Below are 20134 nucleotides of genomic sequence, written 5' to 3'. Positions count from 1 at the left end.
GGTGAGCAGCGGCCGGACGAGTCGTGAGACTCCAGCATTCAAGAGGAGCCGCCGTGCCTTGCTGCGCGGAGGGCGTTGAACCGATATGGCGAAACGGGATTACTACGAGGTTCTGGGCGTCGCAAAGAACGCGAGCGACGACGAAATCAAGAAGGCTTATCGCAAGCTTGCGATGAAGCATCACCCCGACCGCAATCCGGGCAACAAGGATGCGGAAGAGCATTTCAAAGAGGTGAAGGAAGCCTATGAAATGCTGTCGGACTCGCAGAAGCGTGCAGCGTACGACCAGTACGGCCACGCTGGTGTCGACCCGAACATGGGCGGTGCCGGCGCGCAGGGATTCGGCGGGTTTGCCGATGCATTCGGCGATATTTTCGGCGACATCTTCGGCCAGGCGGCCGGTGGCGCCGCACGCGGCGGCGGCCGTGCCGGCCCGCAGGTATATCGCGGGGCCGATCTGCGCTACAGCATGGAAATCACGCTGGAACAGGCCGCGCACGGTTACGACACGCAGATCCGCGTGCCGAGCTGGGTGTCGTGTGAAATCTGTCACGGTTCGGGCGCGAAGCCTGGCACCAAGCCCGAAACCTGCCCGACCTGTAACGGCTCGGGTTCGGTGCGGATGTCGCAGGGCTTTTTCAGCATCCAGCAGACCTGCCCGAAGTGTCATGGCACTGGCAGCCACATTCCCGATCCCTGCTTGCACTGCCACGGCGCGGGCAAGGTGAAGGAAACCAAGACGCTGGAAGTCAAGATTCCGGCGGGCATAGACGACGGCATGCGGATCCGCTCGGCCGGCAACGGTGAGCCGGGCATCAACGGCGGTCCGTCAGGTGACCTGTACGTCGAGATTCATATCAAGCAGCACTCGGTGTTCGAGCGCGACGGCGACGACCTGCATTGCCAGATGCCGATTCCGTTCACCACGGCAGCACTCGGTGGCGAGATCGAAGTGCCTACTTTGGCGGGTCGTGCGAGCTTCACTGTCCCGGAAGGCACCCAGTCGGGCAAGACGTTCCGTCTGCGCGGCAAGGGCATCAAGGGACTGCGTTCGAGCACTGCCGGCGATCTGTACGTGCATGTTCAGGTCGAGACGCCGGTCAAGCTCACCGAACCGCAGCGCGAGTTGCTGCAGCAGTTCGAGAAGTCGCTGGTCGAGGGCGGTGCGCGTCATAGTCCGCAAAGCAAGAGCTGGTTCGATCGCGTGAAGAGCTTCTTCGATTAATGGCAGTCTGAAGTTGGTGGTAGATAGGATGGTGGATGATCGCGGCGCCGTGTTCGCATTGCTCGACGATTGCGACGCGACGGCGGCGCGCCGCTCGAGCCGCCTGTACACGCAGTTTGTGCACGAAAGGATCTGCTCCGACGCGGCGCAGTTCGATGCGGTGTGCGAGGCGGTAAGCGGCGATCTGCGTCGCGGGCTGCATGCTGTTGTGCTGGGCGATTTTGAGTTCGGCCGTCAGCTTGTACTGGAGCGTGGGGTTGGGGCGTCTCCACTGCGCATTCCCCAAGGGGCCGCGCTTCCGTCTTGCAGCCAGCAATCTACCCAGTTTGATCAAACGCAGCGCGGCGATGCCACGCTGCGTTTTTTATTGTTCGAACAGTGCGCGAAGCTTTCTCGTGACGAAGCCGATGCGTGGCTGATGCAACGAGACGGCGGCGCGGCACAACCGTCGGTGGCAGGTACGGCTGGTGTGCGCGCGAGCGTCGATCCGGCGCAATTCGAAGCGGCGATTGGCGCGATTCATGATGCGCTTCGTATTGGCGATTCATATCAGGTCAACTACACCTACCGGCTCGGGTTCGACGTGTTCGGCACGCCGGCTGCGCTATACCGGCGTTTGCGGGCACGGCAGCCCGTGCCGTACGGCGCGTTGATCGCGTTGCCGGGCGACCGCTGGGTGCTGTCGTGCTCGCCGGAATTGTTTGTCGAGAAAGGGGGGACGACGTTGCGCGCGCGGCCGATGAAGGGCACTGCGCCGCGGACGCCGGACGATCCCGTTGCCGACCGCCAGGGAGCGGAGTTTCTTGCCAACGACCCCAAGAACCGCGCCGAAAACGTCATGATCGTCGATCTGCTGCGCAACGATCTGTCGCGCGTCGCCGAAACCGGCTCGGTCAAGGTGCCGGCTCTGTTCTCGGTCGAGCCTTACGCGTCCGTCTGGCAGATGACGTCGACCGTGGAGGCGCGGTTACGCGCGCGGACGTCGTTCGCCGATGTACTGCGTGCGCTGTTCCCGTGTGGATCGATCACCGGCGCGCCGAAGCATCGGACCATGCAATTGATCGAGACGCTCGAAAGCACACCGCGCGGCCTGTACACCGGCGCGATCGGCTGGCTCGATGCGAGCTGGGTGGGCCGCAGTGCGGTGCCTGTTTCAGCCGCGGCCAGCGCGGCTACTTCGGCCATCGCAGACGCCGCAGACCCGTCAGGCACCTCAGGCACCTCAGCCACCTCAGCCACCTCAGCCACCTCAGCCACGCCGGATGCCTCAACCGCCCCAAGTCCTTCAACCCCCGCCCACGACGCTTGTGGTGATTTCTGCCTGTCCGTCGCGATCCGCACGTTGACGCTCGAAGCGCCCGCCACGGGCGAGCACACGCGTCACGGCAGCATGGGTGTCGGCGCAGGAATCGTGCTGGACAGCGTCGCCGCCGACGAATATGCGGAGTGCCAATTGAAAGCCCGTTTCCTGACCGAAGCCGATCCCGGTTTCGAGCTATTCGAGACCATGTACGCGACGCGCGAGGCCGGCGTGCGGCATCTTGCGCGCCACCTCGGGCGGCTCGCAGCGAGCGCCGCGTGGTTCGGTTTCAGATTCGATGAAGCTGCATTGCGTGCGTGTATCGATGCACAGTGCGATTCATTGCAGGCGGAGACGCCGCATCGCGTCAGGCTCGCTCTCGACAAAAGCGGCGCGGTGCAGATCGGCGCGGCGCTGCTGACACCGTTGCCGGACGGCGAAGTCGGTCTGCTGCTCGCACCGGATCACGGGTTCGCCGCGACCGAGGCGAGCGATGCGCTGCTACATCACAAAACCACCCGCCGGGCAGACTACGATCGTGGCTGGCGCAGCGCGGAGGCGCTCGGCGCCTTCGACACGCTGTTTTTCAACGAGCGCGGTGAGTTGACGGAAGGCGGTCGCTCGAACGTATTCGTCAAGCTGGCTGGACGGTGGTGGACCCCGCCGTTGTCGTCGGGCGTGCTGCCTGGCGTGATGCGAGGTTTGCTGCTGGAAGATAAGGTATTAAGTGCCGCAGAGCGCGTGCTGACGCGGGAAGACGTATTGAATGCTGATGCACTTCTCGTCTGCAACGCCTTACGGGGCGCCGTGCCGGCGCGTCTTCTGGGATGAGGCTGGTGGCCGCCACGCCTCCCGTTCGGCCCCGCCTAGTTGGGCGTAAGGCGAGATAGCGGCGAAAAGGGCGGTTTAGCCGCGGCCGAGGCGCAGCAAGCGCAGCACCCAGTCAGTCAGACGTGCATACAAGATGGGTTCCCGCAGATCAGGCGAGGTCGCAACAGCGTGATCGCGGATTTCCGCGACGTTGATCAGGCAAAAGGGGCTCATGGACGTCTCTCTTCGGTTTGCGGCAGGGCCGCATAGATGGATCGAAGAAGATAGACGTCCGGACTTTCTACGGAAATCGGACGGGTCCCAAAGCAGAAAGCGGCGCGCTAACAAGAACGCTCATACCCTGCCGTGGAACTGACCCGTCCCGCGCAGGCGACCGTTCCGGCCGCCCGGCCACACACCCGAAACACTCACATCAGAACGTGTGTTCCGCCCCCGGGAACGAGCTGTCTTTCACCGCACGCACATACGCCTCGACTGCCGCAAAAATACTCGGTTGGCCCTGCATAAAGTCCTTCACGAAGCGCGGCCGCTTGCCGGGGAAAATCCCAAGCATGTCGTGCAGCACGAGCACTTGTCCCGAACAATCCACGCCCGCGCCGATGCCGATGGTCGGGATCCGCAACTGCTTGGTGACTTCGGCGCCGAGCACCATCGGGATCGCTTCTATCACGATCAATTGGGCGCCCGCGTCCTGCACGGCGCGCGCGTCGCGCAGCAACTGGCTTGCGCCTGCTTCCGTCTTGCCCTGCACCTTGAAGCCGCCAAACGCATGCACCGATTGTGGCGTGAGACCCACGTGCGCGCACACCGGCACCGCCCGCTCAACCAGAAAGCGCACCGTATCGGCGAGCCATTCGCCGCCTTCCAGCTTGATCATCTGGGCGCCCGCGCGCATCAACTCCACGGAGCTGGCGAAGGCGGCCTCGGGCGTGCCATAGGTGCCGAACGGCAGATCGGCGATGACCAGCGCCGAGGGGCGTGCCCGTGCTACGCAGGCGGTGTGATAGGCGATCTCCGTGAGGGTGACCGGCAGCGTCGTCGTCTGACCTTGCAGCACGTTACCGAGCGAGTCGCCGATCAGCAGCACGTCGACGCCGGCGCGGTCCAGCAGCGCAGCGAAGCTCGCGTCGTAACAGGTGAGCATGGCGATCTTCTCGCCTGCATCGCGCATTGCCTGCAGTTTCGGGACGGTAATGGCGTTCCGGCTCGTTTCCTGCAAATAGCTCATGGGGTATTCCGTTGGAAAAAGAGGAGGGCGCCGTCGCTCAGAGCGACGTGCCTTTGACAAAGAACTCCTTGCGCCCGCGCATCGTTTCGATGCGTTCGACGAGCAGTGCAAGGTCCGCGTCCGAGTCGAGCGGGTTCAGATGTTCTGCATTGACCGTCAGCACCGGCGTGCGGTCGTAGTGATAGAAGAATTCGTTATACGCGTTGCACAGGGAGTGCAGGTACGCGTCGGAGATCTGCAATTCCATCGGCACGGCGCGCTTCTGGATGCGTGCGAACAGCACCTCCGGACTGGCTTGCAGGTACACAACAAAATCGGGTGCCGGCGCGGCGCCAGGACTTCCAGTGGTGCTGCCCTTCAAAGCTTGCGCATCGATCCGTGCAGAAAGCGTGCGGTACAGCTGCCACTCGTCTTCGGGCAGCGTCAGCCGCGCGAAGATCTCGTTTTTCTGCGTCATGAAATCGGCGATCAGCGGCGTGCCCGCGGCATGAAGCGCGGCGACTTCCTGCGCCTGTTGAGCACGCTGTAGCGCGAAGTGCAGTTGCGCGGGCAGCGCGTAACGGGCGGTGTCGCGATAGAAACGTTCGAGAAACGGGTTGTCTTGCGGCCGTTCGAACAGCGGATGCATCGACCATCGTTCAGCAAGGCGTCGCGCAAGCGAAGTCTTGCCTACACCGATCGGCCCTTCAATCGCGATATAGCGGAACGGCGGGCGTAACTGCGGCGCCGTGACCGTCAGCGGAGTGGCGCTCATGAGCAACGGCCTTTGGTTGTCTTCGCGGTCTCATTGCTGCCGCCGCCCAGCGCGCTGAGCACCGGGCATTGGCAGGGCGACTTCATCTTTTCGATGCGCTGATCGGCGACGGCGGCGAGGAAGGCGTCGGCGCGGCCATGCAGGGGAATTGTCAAATCCGGATCGAGCTCAGTCAGCGGCACCAGCGCAAAGGCGCGCTCGGTGAGTCGCGGATGCGGCACGATCAGATCGGGTTCGTCGATCAAGTGATCGCCGTACAGCAGGATGTCGAGATCGAGCGTGCGAGGTGCGTTGCGAAACGGCCGCTCCCGGCCGAAGTGCAATTCGATCTTGTGGCACAGCGCCAGAAGATGCCTGACCGGCAATGTCGTTTCGAGCTTCACGACACAGTTGTAGTAATCGTCACCACCGGCGTCGATCGGGGCGGTGCGATACAGGCTCGACTTGGCGAGCACGGTGATGGTGTGCTGTTGTGCCAGGCACACCACCGCGTCTTTCAGGGTCTGGCGCGCATCCCCGAGATTCGCGCCGAGGCCGAGATAAGCAACCGTCATGGCATAACTTCCTGCGACTATCGTTCGACGGCCAGCAGCCTGGCCGCGTCAGTCTTCGTGCGAGCCGCCTTGGCTCACGTCGTCTGCTGCGCGGTCGACTGTCGTGCCGCCCTCCATTCCCTCGCCCGGTTTGCGGTTCCTGGCGCCACTGCTGCGCCTCCGTCGTTTTTTGGGGCTCCGGTCCTTCCCGCCTTGCGTGAGCAACAGTTCGCGCGCGGCAGCGTCTCCTTCGATGAACTCCGTCCACCACGTACCGACCGACTCATCGAGTTCGCCCGATTCGCAGCGCAACAGGAGGAAATCATACCCCGCTCTAAATCTTTGGTGTTCCATCAGCTTCAGCGCGCTGCGGCCCGAGCGTTTTTCAAGGCGCAACTGCAGGCCCCAGATCTCGCGCATGTCCGACGAGAAACGCTTGTGGATGGCGAGTTTCTCGGTTTGCATATCGAGCACTTCGTCCATCGCGCGGTGCAGCGCGGGCACGGGGTACTCGCCCTGCGCCTCGAATGCCTGCCAGCGCTGCTGCACGTCGTGCCACAGCAACGTGGCGAACAGGAAGCCCGGCGAGACCGGCTTGCCGGCGCGCACGCGGTTATCCGTGTTGGTCAGCGCGAGCGTAATGAATTTCTCGCCGTGCGGCTGCTCGAGCACCACGTCGAGCAGCGGCAGCAGGCCGTGATGCAGGCCTTCCTGGCGCAGACGCTTCAGGCAGGCGAGCGCGTGGCCCGACAGCATCAGCTTGAGCATTTCGTCGAACAGACGCGCGGCCGGCACATTGTTGATGAGATCGGCCATCTCCTTGATCGGCGCGCGCGTGGCGTCTTCGATCTCGAAGTCGAGCTTGGCGGCAAAACGCACCACGCGCAGCATGCGCACCGGGTCTTCGCGGTAGCGCGTGGCCGGATCGCCGATCATTCGCAACAGGCGGGCACGCATGTCGGCCATGCCGTTGTGGTAGTCCAGCACGGTCTGCGTGGCCGGATCGTAGTACATCGCGTTGATCGTAAAGTCGCGGCGGGTGGCGTCTTCGTGCTGCTCGCCCCAGACGTTGTCGCGCAGCACGCGGCCGCTGGCGTCGACGGCGTGGGTGCGACGGTCGAGCTCGTCGCGCTTCAGGCGCCGCGGCGGCTCGGCGTCGGCCGCGGGCGGATCGACGAGGGCGCGGAACGTCGAGGTTTCGATGATTTCCTGGCCGAACTGCACGTGCACGATCTGGAAGCGCCGGCCGATGATGCGCGCGCGGCGAAACAGCTTCTGCACCTGGTCGGGGGTGGCGTCGGTGGCGACGTCGAAGTCTTTCGGCGCGATGCCGAGCAGCAGATCGCGCACGGCGCCGCCGACGATAAACGCCCGGTGGCCCGCCTGCTGTAGACCTTCGGTGACGCGAATGGCGTTCCGCGAGATCAGTGCGGGGTTGATGCCGTGCACGTCCGCTGGAATGATCACCGGCATGTCCGTAACCGGCACATCCGCGACCGGCATGTCTGGATCGCGCACAGCCTTGCCGGTGTCGCGCGCCGTCTTGCGGCGTGGTTTGGCGGCAGCGGCGTCGTCATGGCCGGCTCTCACCGGTGCGCGAGCGGCTTCATCTGCCTCGGATGGTGCGGTATCGTCAGCGGGTGCCGGATCCTGTCCGAACAGTTTGCGGATAAATTTTTTGATCACGTGGGTTGAAAGAGTTCGAGGATGCGCCAGCCGTTTGCCTGCGCGTGAGCGCGTAGCGTGTCGTCCGGGTTGGTCGCGATCGGGTCAGTGACCTTTTGGAGCAGCGGGATGTCGTTGTGCGAATCGCTGTAGAAATAGCTGCGCTCGAAATCCGACCATGTCTTGCCGAGCGAAGTGAGCCATGCTTCGGTACGGACTATCTTGCCTTCCTTGTAGCTGGGCGTGCCGGTGGGACGGCCGGTGTAGTCGGAGTGCGGCTGACCGTCCACGGTTTCAGCTTCGCAGGCGATCAGCTTCTCGACACCGAACACGGCGGCGATCGGGCCGGTGATGAACTCGTTGGTGGCGGTGACCATGCAGCACAGGTCGCCGGCGTCGCGGTGCTGGCGTACCAGCTCGAGCGCGGCCGGCACGATGGCGGGCTTGATCACCTCGTGCATGTACATCTGGTGGTACTCGGCGAGTTGCGCGCGCGAATACTTCGAGAGCGGCGTCAGCATGGCAACGAGATAGGCGTGGATGTCCAGCTTGCCGGCCTTGTAGTCGGCAAAGAAGCGATCGTTTTCACGCGCGAAATTTTCGGCGTCGACCATGCCGTGCTTCACCATGAAGCGGCCCCATTCGTGGTCGCTGTCGGTGGGGATGAGGGTGTGGTCGAGGTCGAAGAGAGCGAGATTAGCCATGGGGGCCTATTTTACTTGAAGCGGGTGAAACGGTTGCCGTTCTGAGTTCTTCGCTGCCTGCAGGGGATGCCAGCATGGTGCGCAACAGCGTCAAGGTGACCGCCCGTTTCTGTTCGAGCGAGAAGCGGTCGAGTGCGTCCAGCAAGCCCATCAGGCTCGGCATGTCGCGCCGGTAGCGCGTGAGCAGGTAAGCCGGCACGTCGTCGTCAAGCGCGATGCCGCGTTCACGGGCGGCGTGCTTGAGCACGGCGGCCTTGCCTTCGTCCGGCAGCGGCGCGAGGTGGAACACGAGACCCCAGCCGAGGCGCGTGCGCAGGTCTTCACGAACCGCCAGCCCGATCGGCGCGGCATTGCCTGCCGCCACCAAAGCGCAGGTCGGATGCGCACGCACTTCGTTGAAGAGGTTAAACGCGGCGATTTGCTGGGCGCCGGACAGGCCGTCGCAGTCGTCGATGGCGTACAGCGCGACGCGCGGGTCGAAGGCAAAGGCGGCGAGACTGCTTTGCGGGCTCACAAAGCGGGCGTGCCCGGGCTGCGCCTCGTGGATCAGCGCCTGCAGCAGATGGGTGCGGCCGCTGCCGCTTTCGCCCCACACGTAGAAGGTCCGGTCGGCCACCGGGCCGGCGGCGAGCGCGCTTTCCAGCTCGCGCAGCCTTGTCACCAGCTCGGCGTTGGCGCCGGCGAAGAAATTGTCGAATGTCGATGGCGGCGGGGTGCCGAGATCGAGCGTCAGTTGACGAAGCACAGTAGTAGAAGCCGAAAATGGGAGCTGCCAGGAGTCAGTGCACTCATGGTCAATTACTTGTAAAGCGTGCTCGACAGATAGCCTTGCCGCAATTCGCGCAGGGCTACCGAGAGGATCGCGCTGACGGGGAGCGCGAGCAGCACGCCGAAAAAGCCGAATAGTTGACCGAACGCGAGCAGGGCGAAGATCACGGCGAGCGGGTGCATGCCGATTCGTTCGCCGACGAGGCGTGGCGTCAGGAAGAAACTCTCGAGAATCTGCCCGACCCCGTAAATAATGGCGACGGCGCCGAAGCCGTACCAGTCGCCGAACTGCAGCAGCGCGGCGAGCAGGGCCAGCGCGAGGCCCGTGGCATAGCCGATGTATGGAATGAACACGGCCACGCCGGTAAAGATGCCGACCGGCAGCGCGATCTCGAAGCCGGCGATGGTCAGCGCGATGGCGTAAAACACGGCGAGCACGCCCATCACGAGTAACTGGCCGCGCAGGTATTGCGACAGCATCCGGTCCATATCACGAGCGAGCTGCAGGGTCTTGTCGAGCCAGCGGCGCGGCACGAAACCCTCGAGGCGCGCGAGCATCCGGTTCCAGTCGTATAGCAGATAGAACAGCACGAGCGGCACCATCACGACGTTGCCGATCAGGGTCATCATCACATTGCCGCTTGTGCGGATCGAGGTCCAGGCGTAGAGCGCGACGGTTTGCGCGCTGCCTTCGAGCTGACCGGTGACGAGGTCGCGAATGCTGGCGAAATCGAGCGAATCGGCGAGGCCCAGCATCGCGAGCTTGGGCTGCAGCCACGCGCTGACGTGCGCGAACAGCACGGGCACTTGCTGCTTGAGTTGCGGCCCTTCTTTCTGGATCACCACCAGCACGAGCAGGATCATGATCGTCAGGGCGAGGGTGAACAGCAGCATCATCAGAAGGGCGGCGAGGCTGCGCGGCACGCGCCGCTTCACCATCCACGCAACGCCCGGTTGCAGGATGTAGGCGAGGATTGCGCCGAGCAGGAACGGTGTGAGCACCGGACTGAGCAGCCAGAGCAGGATGCCGAGGACCAGCGCAATGGCGACCCAGATGAAGGCCTGGCGCTGATACGGCGTAAGAATCGACGAGTTTTGCTGCAAAATGAGTGTCCCAGATGGTTGGCGCAGGTGAAAGTCCAGCCAACCGGCCGGCATCGGGTAAAATCGCATTTTACCGACCTTCGAGCTCTTCCCCATGAATCAACCGAAATCCGCCCAGCATTCAACCGATTCGGCCCAAGGTCTGTCGTATCGCGACGCCGGCGTGGACATCGACGCGGGCGACGCCCTTGTCGACGCAATCAAGCCCTTTGCCAAAAAGACGTTGCGCGACGGTGTGCTGGGTGGCATCGGCGGGTTTGGCGCGCTCTTCGAGGTGCCGAAGAAATACCGCGAACCGGTGCTCGTTTCGGGCACGGACGGCGTCGGCACCAAGCTGAAGCTGGCCTTTCATCTGAACAAGCACGACACGGTGGGCCAGGATCTGGTGGCGATGAGCGTCAACGACATCCTGGTGCAAGGTGCCGAGCCGCTGTTCTTCCTCGATTACTTTGCTTGCGGCAAGCTCGACGTCGGCACGGCCTCGACGGTCGTGAAGGGCATCGCGCAGGGCTGCGAGCTGGCTGGCTGCGCGCTGATTGGCGGCGAGACGGCTGAAATGCCGGGTATGTACCCTGACGGCGAATATGATCTGGCCGGTTTTGCGGTGGGCGCGGTCGAGAAGAGCAAGATTATCGACGGTAGCACGATTACCCCGGGTGATGTTGTGTTGGGGCTGGCTTCGAGCGGGATTCATTCGAATGGGTTCTCGCTGGTGCGCAAGATTATTGAGCGGGCGCAGCCGGATTTGAACGCGGACTTTGATGGCCGCTCGCTGGCTGATGCTTTGATGGCGCCTACGCATATTTACGTTAAGCCTTTGCTTTCGCTGATGGAGCAGATCTCCGTGAAGGGGATGGCGCATATCACCGGCGGTGGGCTTGTTGAAAATATTCCGCGCGTTTTGCGGGCTGGCTTGACGGCTGAGCTTGATCATCGGGCCTGGCCGCTGCCGCCGTTGTTCTCGTGGTTGCAGAAGCATGGTGGTGTTGCTGACGCTGAAATGCATCGGGTGTTTAATTGCGGGATTGGCATGGCCGTGATTGTGGCTGCTGAAGATGCTGATAAGGCTATTGGCTTGTTGGCTGCCGCCGGGGAACAGGTCTGGAAGATCGGGGCTGTGCGGGATTCTCGTGATGGTGAGGCGCAGACTGTAGTGGTTTGAGGCGGGTTCTTTTTTTGGCTCGCGGCGCGGGGTGGTTTTGCTTGTGCCGTTGGGCTGTGGTTTTTATGAAAGGCTGTCTGGCGTTTTTCGCCAGATGGCCTTTTTGTTTTTATTGCCCATTCGGTCTTGTTTGCCTGCGGCGCCTCGCTTTGTTTGGTGTGCCTACGGTGTTGGCCTTTCCTTGCATTCTTAGTGGTCTATCTAGGTTCGCCCCTGTGCGGGGCGGCACCTACTTTTCTTTGCCGGCCGCAGAGAAAAGTAGGCAAAAGAAAGCGGGCTCACACCGTTAGCTCGTAGGGGTCCATCTCTGTCGTGAATCGGGAATGGCCCGAGACGAGACGTGTCCTCGCACCACACTCGTCAGTGACAAAGCATTCATCCGCTCCAGCGTCGCGCTTCGCGCCCCGCCGTCGGGCATAACGCTTTCTGCGAATTATGTAGGATTTCTAAGGTTATCGGGGGGCTCTTATTTGATAGCGGAACTGTTAGAGGTTCCCGCTTTGTTTGGTAAGTCGCCTCGGAGGCTCATTGCCCGCCAGCCTCGATTTTCGAGGCATCCCTCCGCCTTCCCAGGCATACCCATCCGCGACGCACGCAGTGCGGAGTGGGGTGGATGAGCCCTGTGTCGCTAACGCGGGAAATGCGAGTGACCGTCTCGTCTCGGACCACTCCGGGTTGGTTCAAGTGGTGGACACCTACAGGCTGGCGGTTTGAGCCCGCTTTCTTTTGCCTACTTTTCTTTGCGGCCGGCAAAGAAAAGTAGGTGCCGCCCCGCACAGGGGCGAAGCTAATAGACCGATAACAATGCAAGGAAAGGCCAACACCGTAGGCACACCAAACAAAGCGAGGCGCCGCAGGCAAACAGACCACTAAGAATGCAAGGAAAGGCCAGCACCGCAGGCACACCAAACAATACGAGGCGCCGCAGGCAAAAACTCCGCCTGAAGGGCAAAAAAAATCACCCCCCAATAACCTCTTCAACAGCCCGCAACGCCAATTCAGTAGCATCCCCCGCACAACAATCAACAACAACCCTCTCGGGCATGCTCCGCAACCACGTAAGCTGCCGCTTGCACAACTGCCTCGTAGCAAAAATTCCCTTATCCCGCATGGTCGAGAAATCGACAACCCCATCGAGATATTCCCAAACCTGCCGATACCCCACACACCGCATCGACGGCAACCCGGCACGCAAATCCCCGCGCGCCCGCAGTCGCTCAACCTCTTCCACGAATCCAGCCGCGAGCATGGCATCAAACCGCGCCGCAATCCGTGCATGCAACACGCCGCGATCCGAAGGCTCCAGCGCCACCGGTACAAACCGCCACGGCAACGCCGCTTCGTCGGTGCGTGCCGGCGCGGCCAATAGCGCCGACATCGGCTGCCCCGTCAACATGAACACCTCCAGCGCCCGCTGAATCCGCTGCGAGTCATTCGGAGCCAGCCGCGCAGCCGTCGCCGCATCAACAGCAGCAAGCCGCGCATGCAGAGCCGGCCAGCCGTCCCGCAACCCATCCGCATCGAGCGCCGCGCGGATCTCAGGATCGGCCGACGGCAGGTCGCTCAGGCCCTGCGTGAGCGCCTTGTAGTACAGCATCGTCCCGCCGACCAGCAATGGCACCCGTCCCCGCGTGGAAATCTCGCTTACCAACCGCAAGGTGTCCGTGCGGAATTCGGCCGCCGAGTAGGCATCGGCAGGGTCGACAATATCGATGAGATGGTGCCGCACCCGCGCCTGTTCTTCCACAGTCGGCTTGGCCGTGCCGATGTCCATCTCGCGATATACCAGCGCCGAATCCACGCTAATGATTTCGACCGGCCTGCGCGCGGCAAGCGCGAGCGCCGCCGCAGTCTTGCCCGAGGCAGTCGGGCCCAGCAGACAGGCAATCGGGGTGGCAGTACGTTGCGTCATGGTCGGCTTGTCCGCGGCGCGGGTGGCGCTGATGGCACGAGTGGCCGCGGCGGTACCCTGGCGATGCGCGTGATCATTGACCACGCATGAACAGTCGGTCGAGGTCGGAGAGCGTCAGTTGATACCACGTCGGCCGCCCGTGATTGCACTGGTCCGCGCGTTCGGTCGCTTCCATCTGGCGCAGCAGGGCGTTCATTTCGTCCAGCGTCAGACGCCGGTTCGCGCGCACTGCGTGGTGGCAGGCCAGCGTGCCGAGCAGTTCGTGCTGCCGTTCGGTCAGCACCCGCGAGCCGCCGTATGCGTGCAGATCGGTCAGCACCGCGCGGGCCAGCGCCTGCAGGTCGGCGTCCTTGAGCAGCGCCGGCACGGCGCGAATCGCCAGCGTAGTCGGGGACAGCACCGCAAGGTCGAAGCCGAGTGCGTCGAGCGTCTCACGTTCTTCCTCCACCGTGCCGATCTCGACCGGGTCGGCCGGCATCGACAGCGGAATCAGCAACGGTTGCACCGCAATCGCCCGATCGGCCAGCGCATTCTTGAACTGCTCGTACAGAATCCGCTCGTGCGCCGCGTGCATGTCGACAATCACCAAGCCTTGCGCGTTCTGCGCCAGCACATAGATGCCGTGAATCTGGCCGAGCGCGAAACCGAGCGGTTGTTCGTCCGTGCCATGAAACGGCGGGTTGGCCGACGCCGACCCAGGCGGGGCGAAGAACGATGGCGCCTCAGCGGCGGAATCGCGCGCCTCCAGCGTGGTTGTGCCCTGTGCCGTGCCGATGCCGCTATCCTTGCGGCCGAATAGCGCGTCGTAGAGCGCCAGCGGTTGCGCGACCGGCAGCGTGCCTTGCGTCATGCGTGCCTGACGCAGCCAGGTATTGCCCGCCTGGTTGCCGCCAAAACCACCGCCGCCGTTCCCGCCAACACCCGCCAAGCCGCCGGCGAATGCGCCATCACCCGCGCTTGCGCCACCCATGCCGCCAATGCCCCCAATACCGCCGAGCGGCGTGGCCGCGAACGACGACGGGTTGCCCGGGACGGGCTCGAGGTGCGCCGCGTGGCCGCCTGCCGTGGTTTCCGGGGAGGCGCCGGCGTGTCTCGCCAGTGCCCGCTGCACGGCATGGAAGACAAACTGATGGATCGAGCGCGAATCGCGGAAACGCACCTCGATCTTCGACGGGTGCACGTTGACGTCGACGCCCTCGGGCGGCAGATCGAGAAACAGCACATACGACGGATAGCGCTCGCCGTGCAGTACGTCCTCGTAAGCGGCGCGTACGGCATGCGTCAGCAGCTTGTCGCGCACGAAGCGCCCGTTGACGAAGAAATACTGCTGGTCGGCCCGGCCTCGGCTCGCGGTCGGCAGGCCGGCGCAGCCATACACCGCCAGCGGGCCGGCCGATTCGTCGAGTGGCAGATGGGCGGTGGCAAAGGTCTCGCCCATGATCTTGGCGACGCGGGTGGCCGGATCCGACGCGTTCCAGTGCTCGACCGCGCGGCCGTTATGCAGCACCGAAATCGCTACGTCCGGCCGCGCCAGCGCGGCGCGGCGGATCATCTCGAGGCAGTGCCCGAGTTCGGTCTGCTCGCTCTTCAGGAATTTACGGCGCGCGGGCGTGTTGAAGTACAGCTCGCGCACTTCGATCGTCGTCCCCTGCGTGCCGGCTGCCGGGCTCAGCACGCCGGTTTGCGCCTCGATACGCACCGCATGGCGCGCGTCGGTGGTGCGGCTCGTGATGAACATCTCCGACACCGAAGCAATCGACGCCAGCGCCTCGCCGCGAAACCCGAGCGTGCCGACCGCTTCGAGCTCGGCGAGCGAGCGGATCTTGCTGGTGGCGTGGCGCATCAGGGCAAGCGTGAGTTCGGCCTCGGGGATGCCGCAACCGTCGTCGGTGATCGAGATACGTTTGACCCCGCCCTCGTCGAGCAGGATCCGCAGCGTTTGCGCGCCGGCGTCCAGCGCGTTCTCCAGCAACTCCTTAACGACCGAGGCCGGCCGTTCGACCACCTCGCCGGCGGCGATCTGGCTGATCAGCAGGTCGGGCAGGGGCTGGATGGCCCGCAATGGACGTAGGGCAGGCGCCACAGGCTGGCTGGTGGCGTCGACAGGCGGTTCGGAGAATTCGGACATGGCGAAATTATAGCGACTCGCGGCGAACCGGCTGGTGAGCGGCTGTGTGTCGCGCGCGGCGCACGTCCTCCGTGCGCTCAACTCGCGCCGGGTGGGCGCCCATGGATGCAGATTTTTTATCGCAGCCGGGCACTTTCGGTATCATGGCGCGGTCAATTTCGACGCCTTCGGGCGCTCGAATTGTTGCCCATTTCACCATGCCATGACGGCCCGCCAGTTCGGCCGTTCACGCCATTCGCTCAATAAGGGACGCTTTTGGACACGCTTCTGCAGTTCGTGAATCTTGTTTTGCATATCGACAAGTTTCTTGGGGTATTCATTCAACAGTATGGCGTGTGGGTCTACGCGGTGCTGTTTCTGATCGTGTTTTGCGAAACCGGGCTGGTCGTGCTGCCGTTTCTGCCGGGCGACTCGCTGCTGTTCATCGGCGGCGCGTTTTGCGCGAGCGGCGAAATGAATCTCGGTCTGCTGATCCTGCTGCTGCTCGTGGCCGCGGTTGGGGGCAATACGCTCAACTATCTGATCGGCAAGGCGATCGGGCCCAAGGTGTTCAGTACGCATATTCCGGTGCTCGAGCGCTTCCTCGATCGCGAAGCGCTGCAGAAGACCCACAACTTCTACGAAAAGCACGGTGGCAAGACCATCGTGCTGGCGCGTTTTATCCCGGTGGTGCGCACGTTCGCGCCGTTCGTCGCCGGCGCTTCGCAGATGACCGTCAGCCGCTTCCAGCTGTTCAACTTCGTGGGCGCGCTGTTCTGGGTGCTGCTGCTGGTGCTGCTGGGCTACTTCTTCGGCAACATCCCGTTCATTCGCCAGTACCTGAACGTGATCGTACTGGTCGGTATCGGCGCGGCAATCGTGCCGCTGCTGCTCGGCGCCTTGTGGAAGATGCTGCGCAAGCCGGCTGCTGCCAAGCCTGGACCTGGCAGCAGCCGGTAAGCCTGGCTAGCAACCGTCTGGGATAGGCTTGCTCAAACCCAGGCAGACAAAAACGGCGCAGCGAAATTTTCGCTGCGCCGTTTTTTTGTGTTCGAGGATCAGCTGGCTCGATGGTCTCGCCTGGCTGCAGCGTATCGCTGTGCGTCGCCGGCCTCTGCCCAGGGTGATGCGTGCGCTTGCTAGTTCGCAGCGCGTCGCACCAGCGGCGTTTCCGGAGTCGGAAAGCCCGCTTCGCGAAAGGTCTCGATGACGGCGCGGTTGGTGTCGAAATAGACCTGCCAATAGTTGTCGGTATGCGCGTAGGGACGCACACACAGCAAAGGTCCCTCCGGCGTGAACGACAGAACTTCGATATCCGGCGCCGGGCTATCCGCGACGTTAGGAATCTTGACGACGGCGGCTCGCAGCCGGTTGGCCGCGTCGATCGGGTCCACTCCGTTGGCGATCTTCGCTGTCAGTTCGACGCGGCGCACCGGCAGCGTGCTGTAGTTCGAGATCGTGTCGGAGAAGATCTTGTTGTTGCCGACGATCGTCGTGACATTGTCCGGCGTGATGATCGTGGTGCCGAACAGGCCCAGTTCCTGGACGGTGCCGGTCACGCCGCCGGCCATCACGTAGTCGCCGACCTTGAAGGGGCGCAGCACCTGCATGAAGATGCCGGCTGCGAAGTGAGCGAGCAGACCGCCCCAAGCGGTGCCGATGGCGAGACCGAGGCCCGCGAGCAGCGCGGCGAACGAGGTGGTCTGGACTCCGAAGACCTGCAGGATCGCGAGGATCAGCAGCAGGTTCAGCAACGCACCGAGGATCGAGCCGAGGTAGTGCGCGAGGGTGGGGTCGACCCGACCGTTACGCGAGAGCAGCTTGCGCAGCAGACCGGTGATCACCCCGATCACCCAGCGGCCGATAATCCATAGGACGATCGCGCCGAGGACTTTGGTGCCGAGGTCGAAGCCTCGCGTCATGAGGAAGATGCGTACGGTTTCGAGATTCAAGATGGCCTCGCTCAAGTCGGTTGCGTGTGACTGATGACGAACTGCTTCGATTCAACACAGCGGCTGCAATGCCTGACGGCGGGCGCGATCTCTCCCTCTCGGTCTTCGCAAGTTATAGGTGACGGCTCGCGCGTGTGCAAGGACCATTCCAGAACCTATGCAAAATGGTTGACGGCTATTAACGGAGTGGCTGATTCGCGCTATTGTTTTCGCGCTAGTTTGATTTAACGATTTGATGAGGCAGACCATGGTCCCGAATAGAGACATTCATTTCATCCCGGCAAAACTCACGGCATTGCGACCCACTCAGATGACGGTGGGCTATCGTGAGGTGGCGCTCAAGCGCGCGCATTGGAAGACGCTGAACAAGAAGCAGCGCAGCGCCGCGATCGATGCACACTCGTTTCCTGCGGTGCTGGGGCCGGAGGACCGTTACTACATCGTCGACCATCACCACCTTGGGCGGGCGCTACTCGAAGAGGGTGTCAAGGAAGTCAAGATCATGGTGCTGAAAGACCTGTCGTGGCTCGATTACACGATCTTTTGGCGCATGATGGAACACAACCAGTGGGTCCATCCGTTTGGCGCAGACGGCTCGCGTTACGACTATGAACACTTGCCGAAAGTGGTCACCGAAATGAGCGACGATCCTTATCGCAGTCTCGCCGGCGAACTGCGCAACGCAGGCGGCTATGCGAAGGATGCGACGCCGTTCAGCGAGTTTCTGTGGGCTGACTTCTTGCGGCCACGGGTGTCCGTGAGCAAGATTACGAAGAGTTTTGCGAAAGCGCTCGACCAGGCGAAGACTCTCGCGCATACACCGGAGGCACGTTACCTGCCTGGCTGGTCGGGGATAATCAAGGCGACTTAACGAAGGGCCGGCGGCATAGCGCCGCCGCCGCATATGCGGGAGGGGAAGCGGTGACGTGTCGATGCCGTGGATGACTCAATGGCGGGTCGTCACATCGGCAGATGCGACTCGCTGTACGGGGAGGTGCGGATCACCAGCGCGTGGCTGGCTCTGGCCTTTTCCATGCGGATGCGCAAACACCGCGCGCAGTAAAGCGCGAGCGCGCAGACGAGGGTATAAGCGCAGGCGCGCTCGACGAACGCGTCAGGTGTGCTGAATTTTCCATAGCGGCTCAGCGCATCCGCGAACACGCAAAAGGTCAGCGTGGCATCGAACACCAAGGCCGTCGCTGCCAGCAGCAGGTAGGTATAGCCACCGTTTAACGCGAGATCGGGCCTGGCGAGGTTGCACAAATGGCAAGCGATCAGCAGCGAGGCAAGAATCGCGAGGTTCGTGGCCAGGTCGAACAGAAAGTTACTCATGATGTCGGAATGAAAGCGCGGGTGTTTTGGTTTCGCTCGTGCGTGTTTCAGCAGACTTGGTGCAACACGCAGTTAGCGATCCGGCGCGATCATCACATGTCTTTGCGTCTCAATAAATGAGAATGTTCGGACTCCGATTGAGTGTATTGAAGGATGGTTGTAGGTGTTTGTGCTGGCGAATCAGGGTAGTCGGACTGGAGGGTTCCCGTATTCTGTCGGCGCGGCGATGCTGGCGGGGTGGCTTGGGTGATTCGACCGCTAGAGGAACCCAGTGGATCGGATGAAGTTCGGATCGATTCCGGACCGATGTGAGGCAAGGGTGTGAGTAGTGCGCCTAATAAGCTTCGTTAAACTACCGAACGAAGCTTCGATCGCGTGCGTGATGGATCGGATCGTTCGGGAAGTCATGTTCAACGACGGGGCGTGGCCGGCTACTGACCGCTCGAGACGGCTCGTGTTCGACCTGAAGGGCCGCTTGTGCAAATGCCTGCACGCGCGCCTGGAAAGAAAAAGGGCTTACATGCATTCGCATGTAAGCCCTTTAAATCTTTGGTAGGCCGTACGGGATTCGAACCTGTGACCAACGGATTAAAAGTCCGCTGCTCTACCAGCTGAGCTAACGACCCAAAAGAGAAGCGGGATTATAGCGATAAGCTGTGAATATTGTCAACCCTATTCACCCTATTCACTTGGCATTCCACAAAACGAAAAGCCCAAGGCATCGACTGCCCTGGGCTTTCCGGCGAGAGGCGCGCGTGGCGTTTCATCCGACACTACGCGTTTGCTGCAACCTGCGAAACTACTTGATTTGCGACAACTTGCTTTGTGCCGACTGTGCGACGTCCGAGCTGCCGTATTGCGCGACGATCTGCTCGAGGGTCTTCTTGGCCGCAGCCTTTTGACCTTGTTCGAGCTGATTGTTGGCAATCGCAAGCATCGCTTCCGGCGCACGCGGATGCTGCGGGTAGTTCTTCACAACGCCTTCCCAGGTTGCCGTCGAACCCTTGTAGTCGCGCAGTGCATACAGCGCGTTGCCGAGCCAGTACTGCGCGGTCGGCTGATAGGGGCTCTGCGGATACTTGGCGATGAAGCTGCGGAACGAAGCCGCCGCGTTCTTGAAGTCGCCGTTGCGGAACTGTGTTGAGGCCGCATTGAACGCATCCGTCTCACCAGGCTGCACCGTGCCTTCTACACCGTCGACCGTCTGCTGCTGCGGCTCGAACTTCTTGAGCCGCGTATCCAGATCGGTGTAGTAGTCTTTCTGCTGCTTCTGCAGCGTGGCAAGCTGGTTCGCCATGTCCTCGTTCTGCCCGCGCAGCGTCGCGACCTGCTGGTTCAGCTGGTCGAGGCGGTTGGACTGATCGAGGATGGTCCGCTGCGCGGCCGACAGTTGGGTCGACAAGCTATCGGTCTTGGTACGCAGATCGAGAATCGCCTGACGGGCCTGGTCGTCGTCGAACATGCCGGCGTGAGCCGGCACGGCCATCAAGGCCGAGCCCGCCACGCAGGCGGCTGCAGCAAAGCGCAGCCAGGAGAAACGTTGCGTCATACGGCTCA

18 protein-coding genes and 1 tRNA gene are annotated in these 20134 nt (G+C 62.6%); 5 read left to right on the top strand and 14 right to left on the bottom strand.

Features of this window, described 5'->3' with window-relative positions; genetic code table 11:
- Positions 1–85: 85 nt before the first annotated feature.
- The gene (gene dnaJ, locus P3T40_RS06190; RefSeq protein ID WP_429266804.1) at positions 86–1225 is read left to right on the top strand and encodes a molecular chaperone DnaJ; all 1140 of its coding nucleotides are present in this window, start codon (positions 86–88) and stop codon (positions 1223–1225) included.
- 28 nt (positions 1226–1253) lie between these two features.
- Positions 1254–3356 carry a chorismate-binding protein gene (locus P3T40_RS06185; RefSeq protein ID WP_429266803.1) on the top strand — a complete coding sequence of 701 codons (2103 nt, stop codon included), beginning with the start codon at positions 1254–1256 and terminating at the stop codon, positions 3354–3356.
- Positions 3357–3431: 75 nt separating this feature from the next.
- Here the strand turns inward: P3T40_RS06185 and P3T40_RS06180 are convergent, their stop codons facing one another.
- From P3T40_RS06180 to P3T40_RS06145, 8 genes are all read right to left on the bottom strand, one after another.
- Complete coding sequence (locus tag P3T40_RS06180; RefSeq protein WP_429266802.1) at positions 3432–3569, bottom strand: hypothetical protein; 138 nt, start codon at positions 3567–3569, stop codon at positions 3432–3434.
- Positions 3570–3768: 199 nt separating this feature from the next.
- A complete protein-coding gene (panB, locus tag P3T40_RS06175) occupies positions 3769–4584 on the bottom strand; it encodes a 3-methyl-2-oxobutanoate hydroxymethyltransferase (RefSeq protein ID WP_429266801.1) in 816 nt (271 codons plus the stop codon).
- Between the two features lie 37 nt (positions 4585–4621).
- Positions 4622–5338: a deoxynucleoside kinase gene (locus tag P3T40_RS06170; protein ID WP_429266800.1), complete on the bottom strand. Its 717-nt coding sequence runs from the start codon at positions 5336–5338 to the stop codon at positions 4622–4624.
- Complete coding sequence (folK, locus tag P3T40_RS06165; protein WP_429266799.1) at positions 5335–5892, bottom strand: 2-amino-4-hydroxy-6-hydroxymethyldihydropteridine diphosphokinase; 558 nt, start codon at positions 5890–5892, stop codon at positions 5335–5337. The genes P3T40_RS06170 and folK overlap by 4 nt, the downstream gene beginning before the upstream one ends.
- A gap of 48 nt (positions 5893–5940) precedes the next feature.
- Positions 5941–7557 (bottom strand): polynucleotide adenylyltransferase PcnB, encoded by a 1617-nt coding sequence (gene pcnB / locus P3T40_RS06160; RefSeq protein WP_429266798.1) that lies wholly within the window; start codon positions 7555–7557, stop codon positions 5941–5943.
- Entirely contained in the window at positions 7554–8240 is a 687-nt protein-coding gene (locus P3T40_RS06155; protein WP_429266797.1) for an HAD family hydrolase, read from the bottom strand. The genes pcnB and P3T40_RS06155 overlap by 4 nt, the downstream gene beginning before the upstream one ends.
- Positions 8233–8985, bottom strand: coding sequence for a DnaA regulatory inactivator Hda (hda, locus tag P3T40_RS06150; RefSeq protein WP_429266796.1), 753 nt, complete (start codon positions 8983–8985; stop codon positions 8233–8235). Before hda ends, P3T40_RS06155 begins: the two co-directional genes overlap by 8 nt.
- Before the next feature lie 53 nt (positions 8986–9038).
- A complete protein-coding gene (locus tag P3T40_RS06145) occupies positions 9039–10112 on the bottom strand; it encodes an AI-2E family transporter (protein ID WP_429266795.1) in 1074 nt (357 codons plus the stop codon).
- 94 nt (positions 10113–10206) lie between these two features.
- Between P3T40_RS06145 and purM the strand changes: the two genes are divergently transcribed.
- Positions 10207–11274 carry a phosphoribosylformylglycinamidine cyclo-ligase gene (gene purM, locus P3T40_RS06140; protein ID WP_429266794.1) on the top strand — a complete coding sequence of 356 codons (1068 nt, stop codon included), beginning with the start codon at positions 10207–10209 and terminating at the stop codon, positions 11272–11274.
- Between the two features lie 958 nt (positions 11275–12232).
- Here the strand turns inward: purM and miaA are convergent.
- Both miaA and mutL read right to left on the bottom strand, forming a co-directional pair.
- Complete coding sequence (gene miaA / locus P3T40_RS06135; RefSeq protein ID WP_429266793.1) at positions 12233–13186, bottom strand: tRNA (adenosine(37)-N6)-dimethylallyltransferase MiaA; 954 nt, start codon at positions 13184–13186, stop codon at positions 12233–12235.
- Between the two features lie 73 nt (positions 13187–13259).
- Positions 13260–15314: a DNA mismatch repair endonuclease MutL gene (gene mutL / locus P3T40_RS06130; RefSeq protein WP_429266792.1), complete on the bottom strand. Its 2055-nt coding sequence runs from the start codon at positions 15312–15314 to the stop codon at positions 13260–13262.
- Between the two features lie 255 nt (positions 15315–15569).
- Here mutL and P3T40_RS06125 point away from each other — a divergent pair, with 255 nt between their 5' ends.
- Complete coding sequence (locus P3T40_RS06125; RefSeq protein WP_429266791.1) at positions 15570–16253, top strand: VTT domain-containing protein; 684 nt, start codon at positions 15570–15572, stop codon at positions 16251–16253.
- Between the two features lie 179 nt (positions 16254–16432).
- Here P3T40_RS06125 and P3T40_RS06120 read toward each other — a convergent pair whose 3' ends face one another.
- The gene (locus P3T40_RS06120; RefSeq protein ID WP_429266790.1) at positions 16433–17245 is read right to left on the bottom strand and encodes a mechanosensitive ion channel family protein; all 813 of its coding nucleotides are present in this window, start codon (positions 17243–17245) and stop codon (positions 16433–16435) included.
- 247 nt (positions 17246–17492) lie between these two features.
- On the opposite strand from P3T40_RS06120, the gene P3T40_RS06115 reads away from it, so the two are divergent.
- Positions 17493–18116 carry a ParB-like protein gene (locus P3T40_RS06115; protein WP_429266789.1) on the top strand — a complete coding sequence of 208 codons (624 nt, stop codon included), beginning with the start codon at positions 17493–17495 and terminating at the stop codon, positions 18114–18116.
- Positions 18117–18205: 89 nt separating this feature from the next.
- Here the strand turns inward: P3T40_RS06115 and P3T40_RS06110 are convergent, their stop codons facing one another.
- From P3T40_RS06110 to ybgF, 3 genes are all read right to left on the bottom strand, one after another.
- A complete protein-coding gene (locus P3T40_RS06110) occupies positions 18206–18577 on the bottom strand; it encodes a hypothetical protein (RefSeq protein ID WP_429266788.1) in 372 nt (123 codons plus the stop codon).
- A 550-nt stretch (positions 18578–19127) separates the two neighbouring features.
- Positions 19128–19203, bottom strand: a tRNA-Lys gene (locus tag P3T40_RS06105).
- A gap of 173 nt (positions 19204–19376) precedes the next feature.
- A complete protein-coding gene (gene ybgF / locus P3T40_RS06100; RefSeq protein WP_429266787.1) occupies positions 19377–20126 on the bottom strand; it encodes a tol-pal system protein YbgF in 750 nt (249 codons plus the stop codon).
- Positions 20127–20134 lie beyond the last annotated feature (8 nt).

The organism is Paraburkholderia sp. EB58 (assembly GCF_050436665.1).
Classification (GTDB): domain Bacteria; phylum Pseudomonadota; class Gammaproteobacteria; order Burkholderiales; family Burkholderiaceae; genus Paraburkholderia.
The sequence above is the reverse complement of the archived record's forward strand: the minus strand, read 5'-3'. Positions and strand labels throughout refer to the sequence as shown.

Bases quoted from the DNA above. Each gene is read 5' to 3' on its own strand.
- panB (WP_429266801.1), bottom strand. From the start codon at position 4,584: ATGAGCTATTTGCAGGAAACGAGCCGGAACGCCATTACCGTCCCGAAA.
- P3T40_RS06155 (WP_429266797.1), bottom strand. From the start codon at position 8,240: ATGGCTAATCTCGCTCTCTTCGACCTCGACCACACCCTCATCCCCACC.
- ybgF (WP_429266787.1), bottom strand. From the start codon at position 20,126: ATGACGCAACGTTTCTCCTGGCTGCGCTTTGCTGCAGCCGCCTGCGTG.
- P3T40_RS06110 (WP_429266788.1), bottom strand. From the start codon at position 18,577: ATGAGTAACTTTCTGTTCGACCTGGCCACGAACCTCGCGATTCTTGCC.
- dnaJ (WP_429266804.1), top strand. From the start codon at position 86: ATGGCGAAACGGGATTACTACGAGGTTCTGGGCGTCGCAAAGAACGCG.
- purM (WP_429266794.1), top strand. From the start codon at position 10,207: ATGAATCAACCGAAATCCGCCCAGCATTCAACCGATTCGGCCCAAGGT.
- P3T40_RS06115 (WP_429266789.1), top strand. From the start codon at position 17,493: ATGGTCCCGAATAGAGACATTCATTTCATCCCGGCAAAACTCACGGCA.
- P3T40_RS06185 (WP_429266803.1), top strand. From the start codon at position 1,254: ATGGTGGATGATCGCGGCGCCGTGTTCGCATTGCTCGACGATTGCGAC.
- P3T40_RS06180 (WP_429266802.1), bottom strand. From the start codon at position 3,569: ATGAGCCCCTTTTGCCTGATCAACGTCGCGGAAATCCGCGATCACGCT.
- P3T40_RS06170 (WP_429266800.1), bottom strand. From the start codon at position 5,338: ATGAGCGCCACTCCGCTGACGGTCACGGCGCCGCAGTTACGCCCGCCG.
- miaA (WP_429266793.1), bottom strand. From the start codon at position 13,186: ATGACGCAACGTACTGCCACCCCGATTGCCTGTCTGCTGGGCCCGACT.
- mutL (WP_429266792.1), bottom strand. From the start codon at position 15,314: ATGTCCGAATTCTCCGAACCGCCTGTCGACGCCACCAGCCAGCCTGTG.
- folK (WP_429266799.1), bottom strand. From the start codon at position 5,892: ATGACGGTTGCTTATCTCGGCCTCGGCGCGAATCTCGGGGATGCGCGC.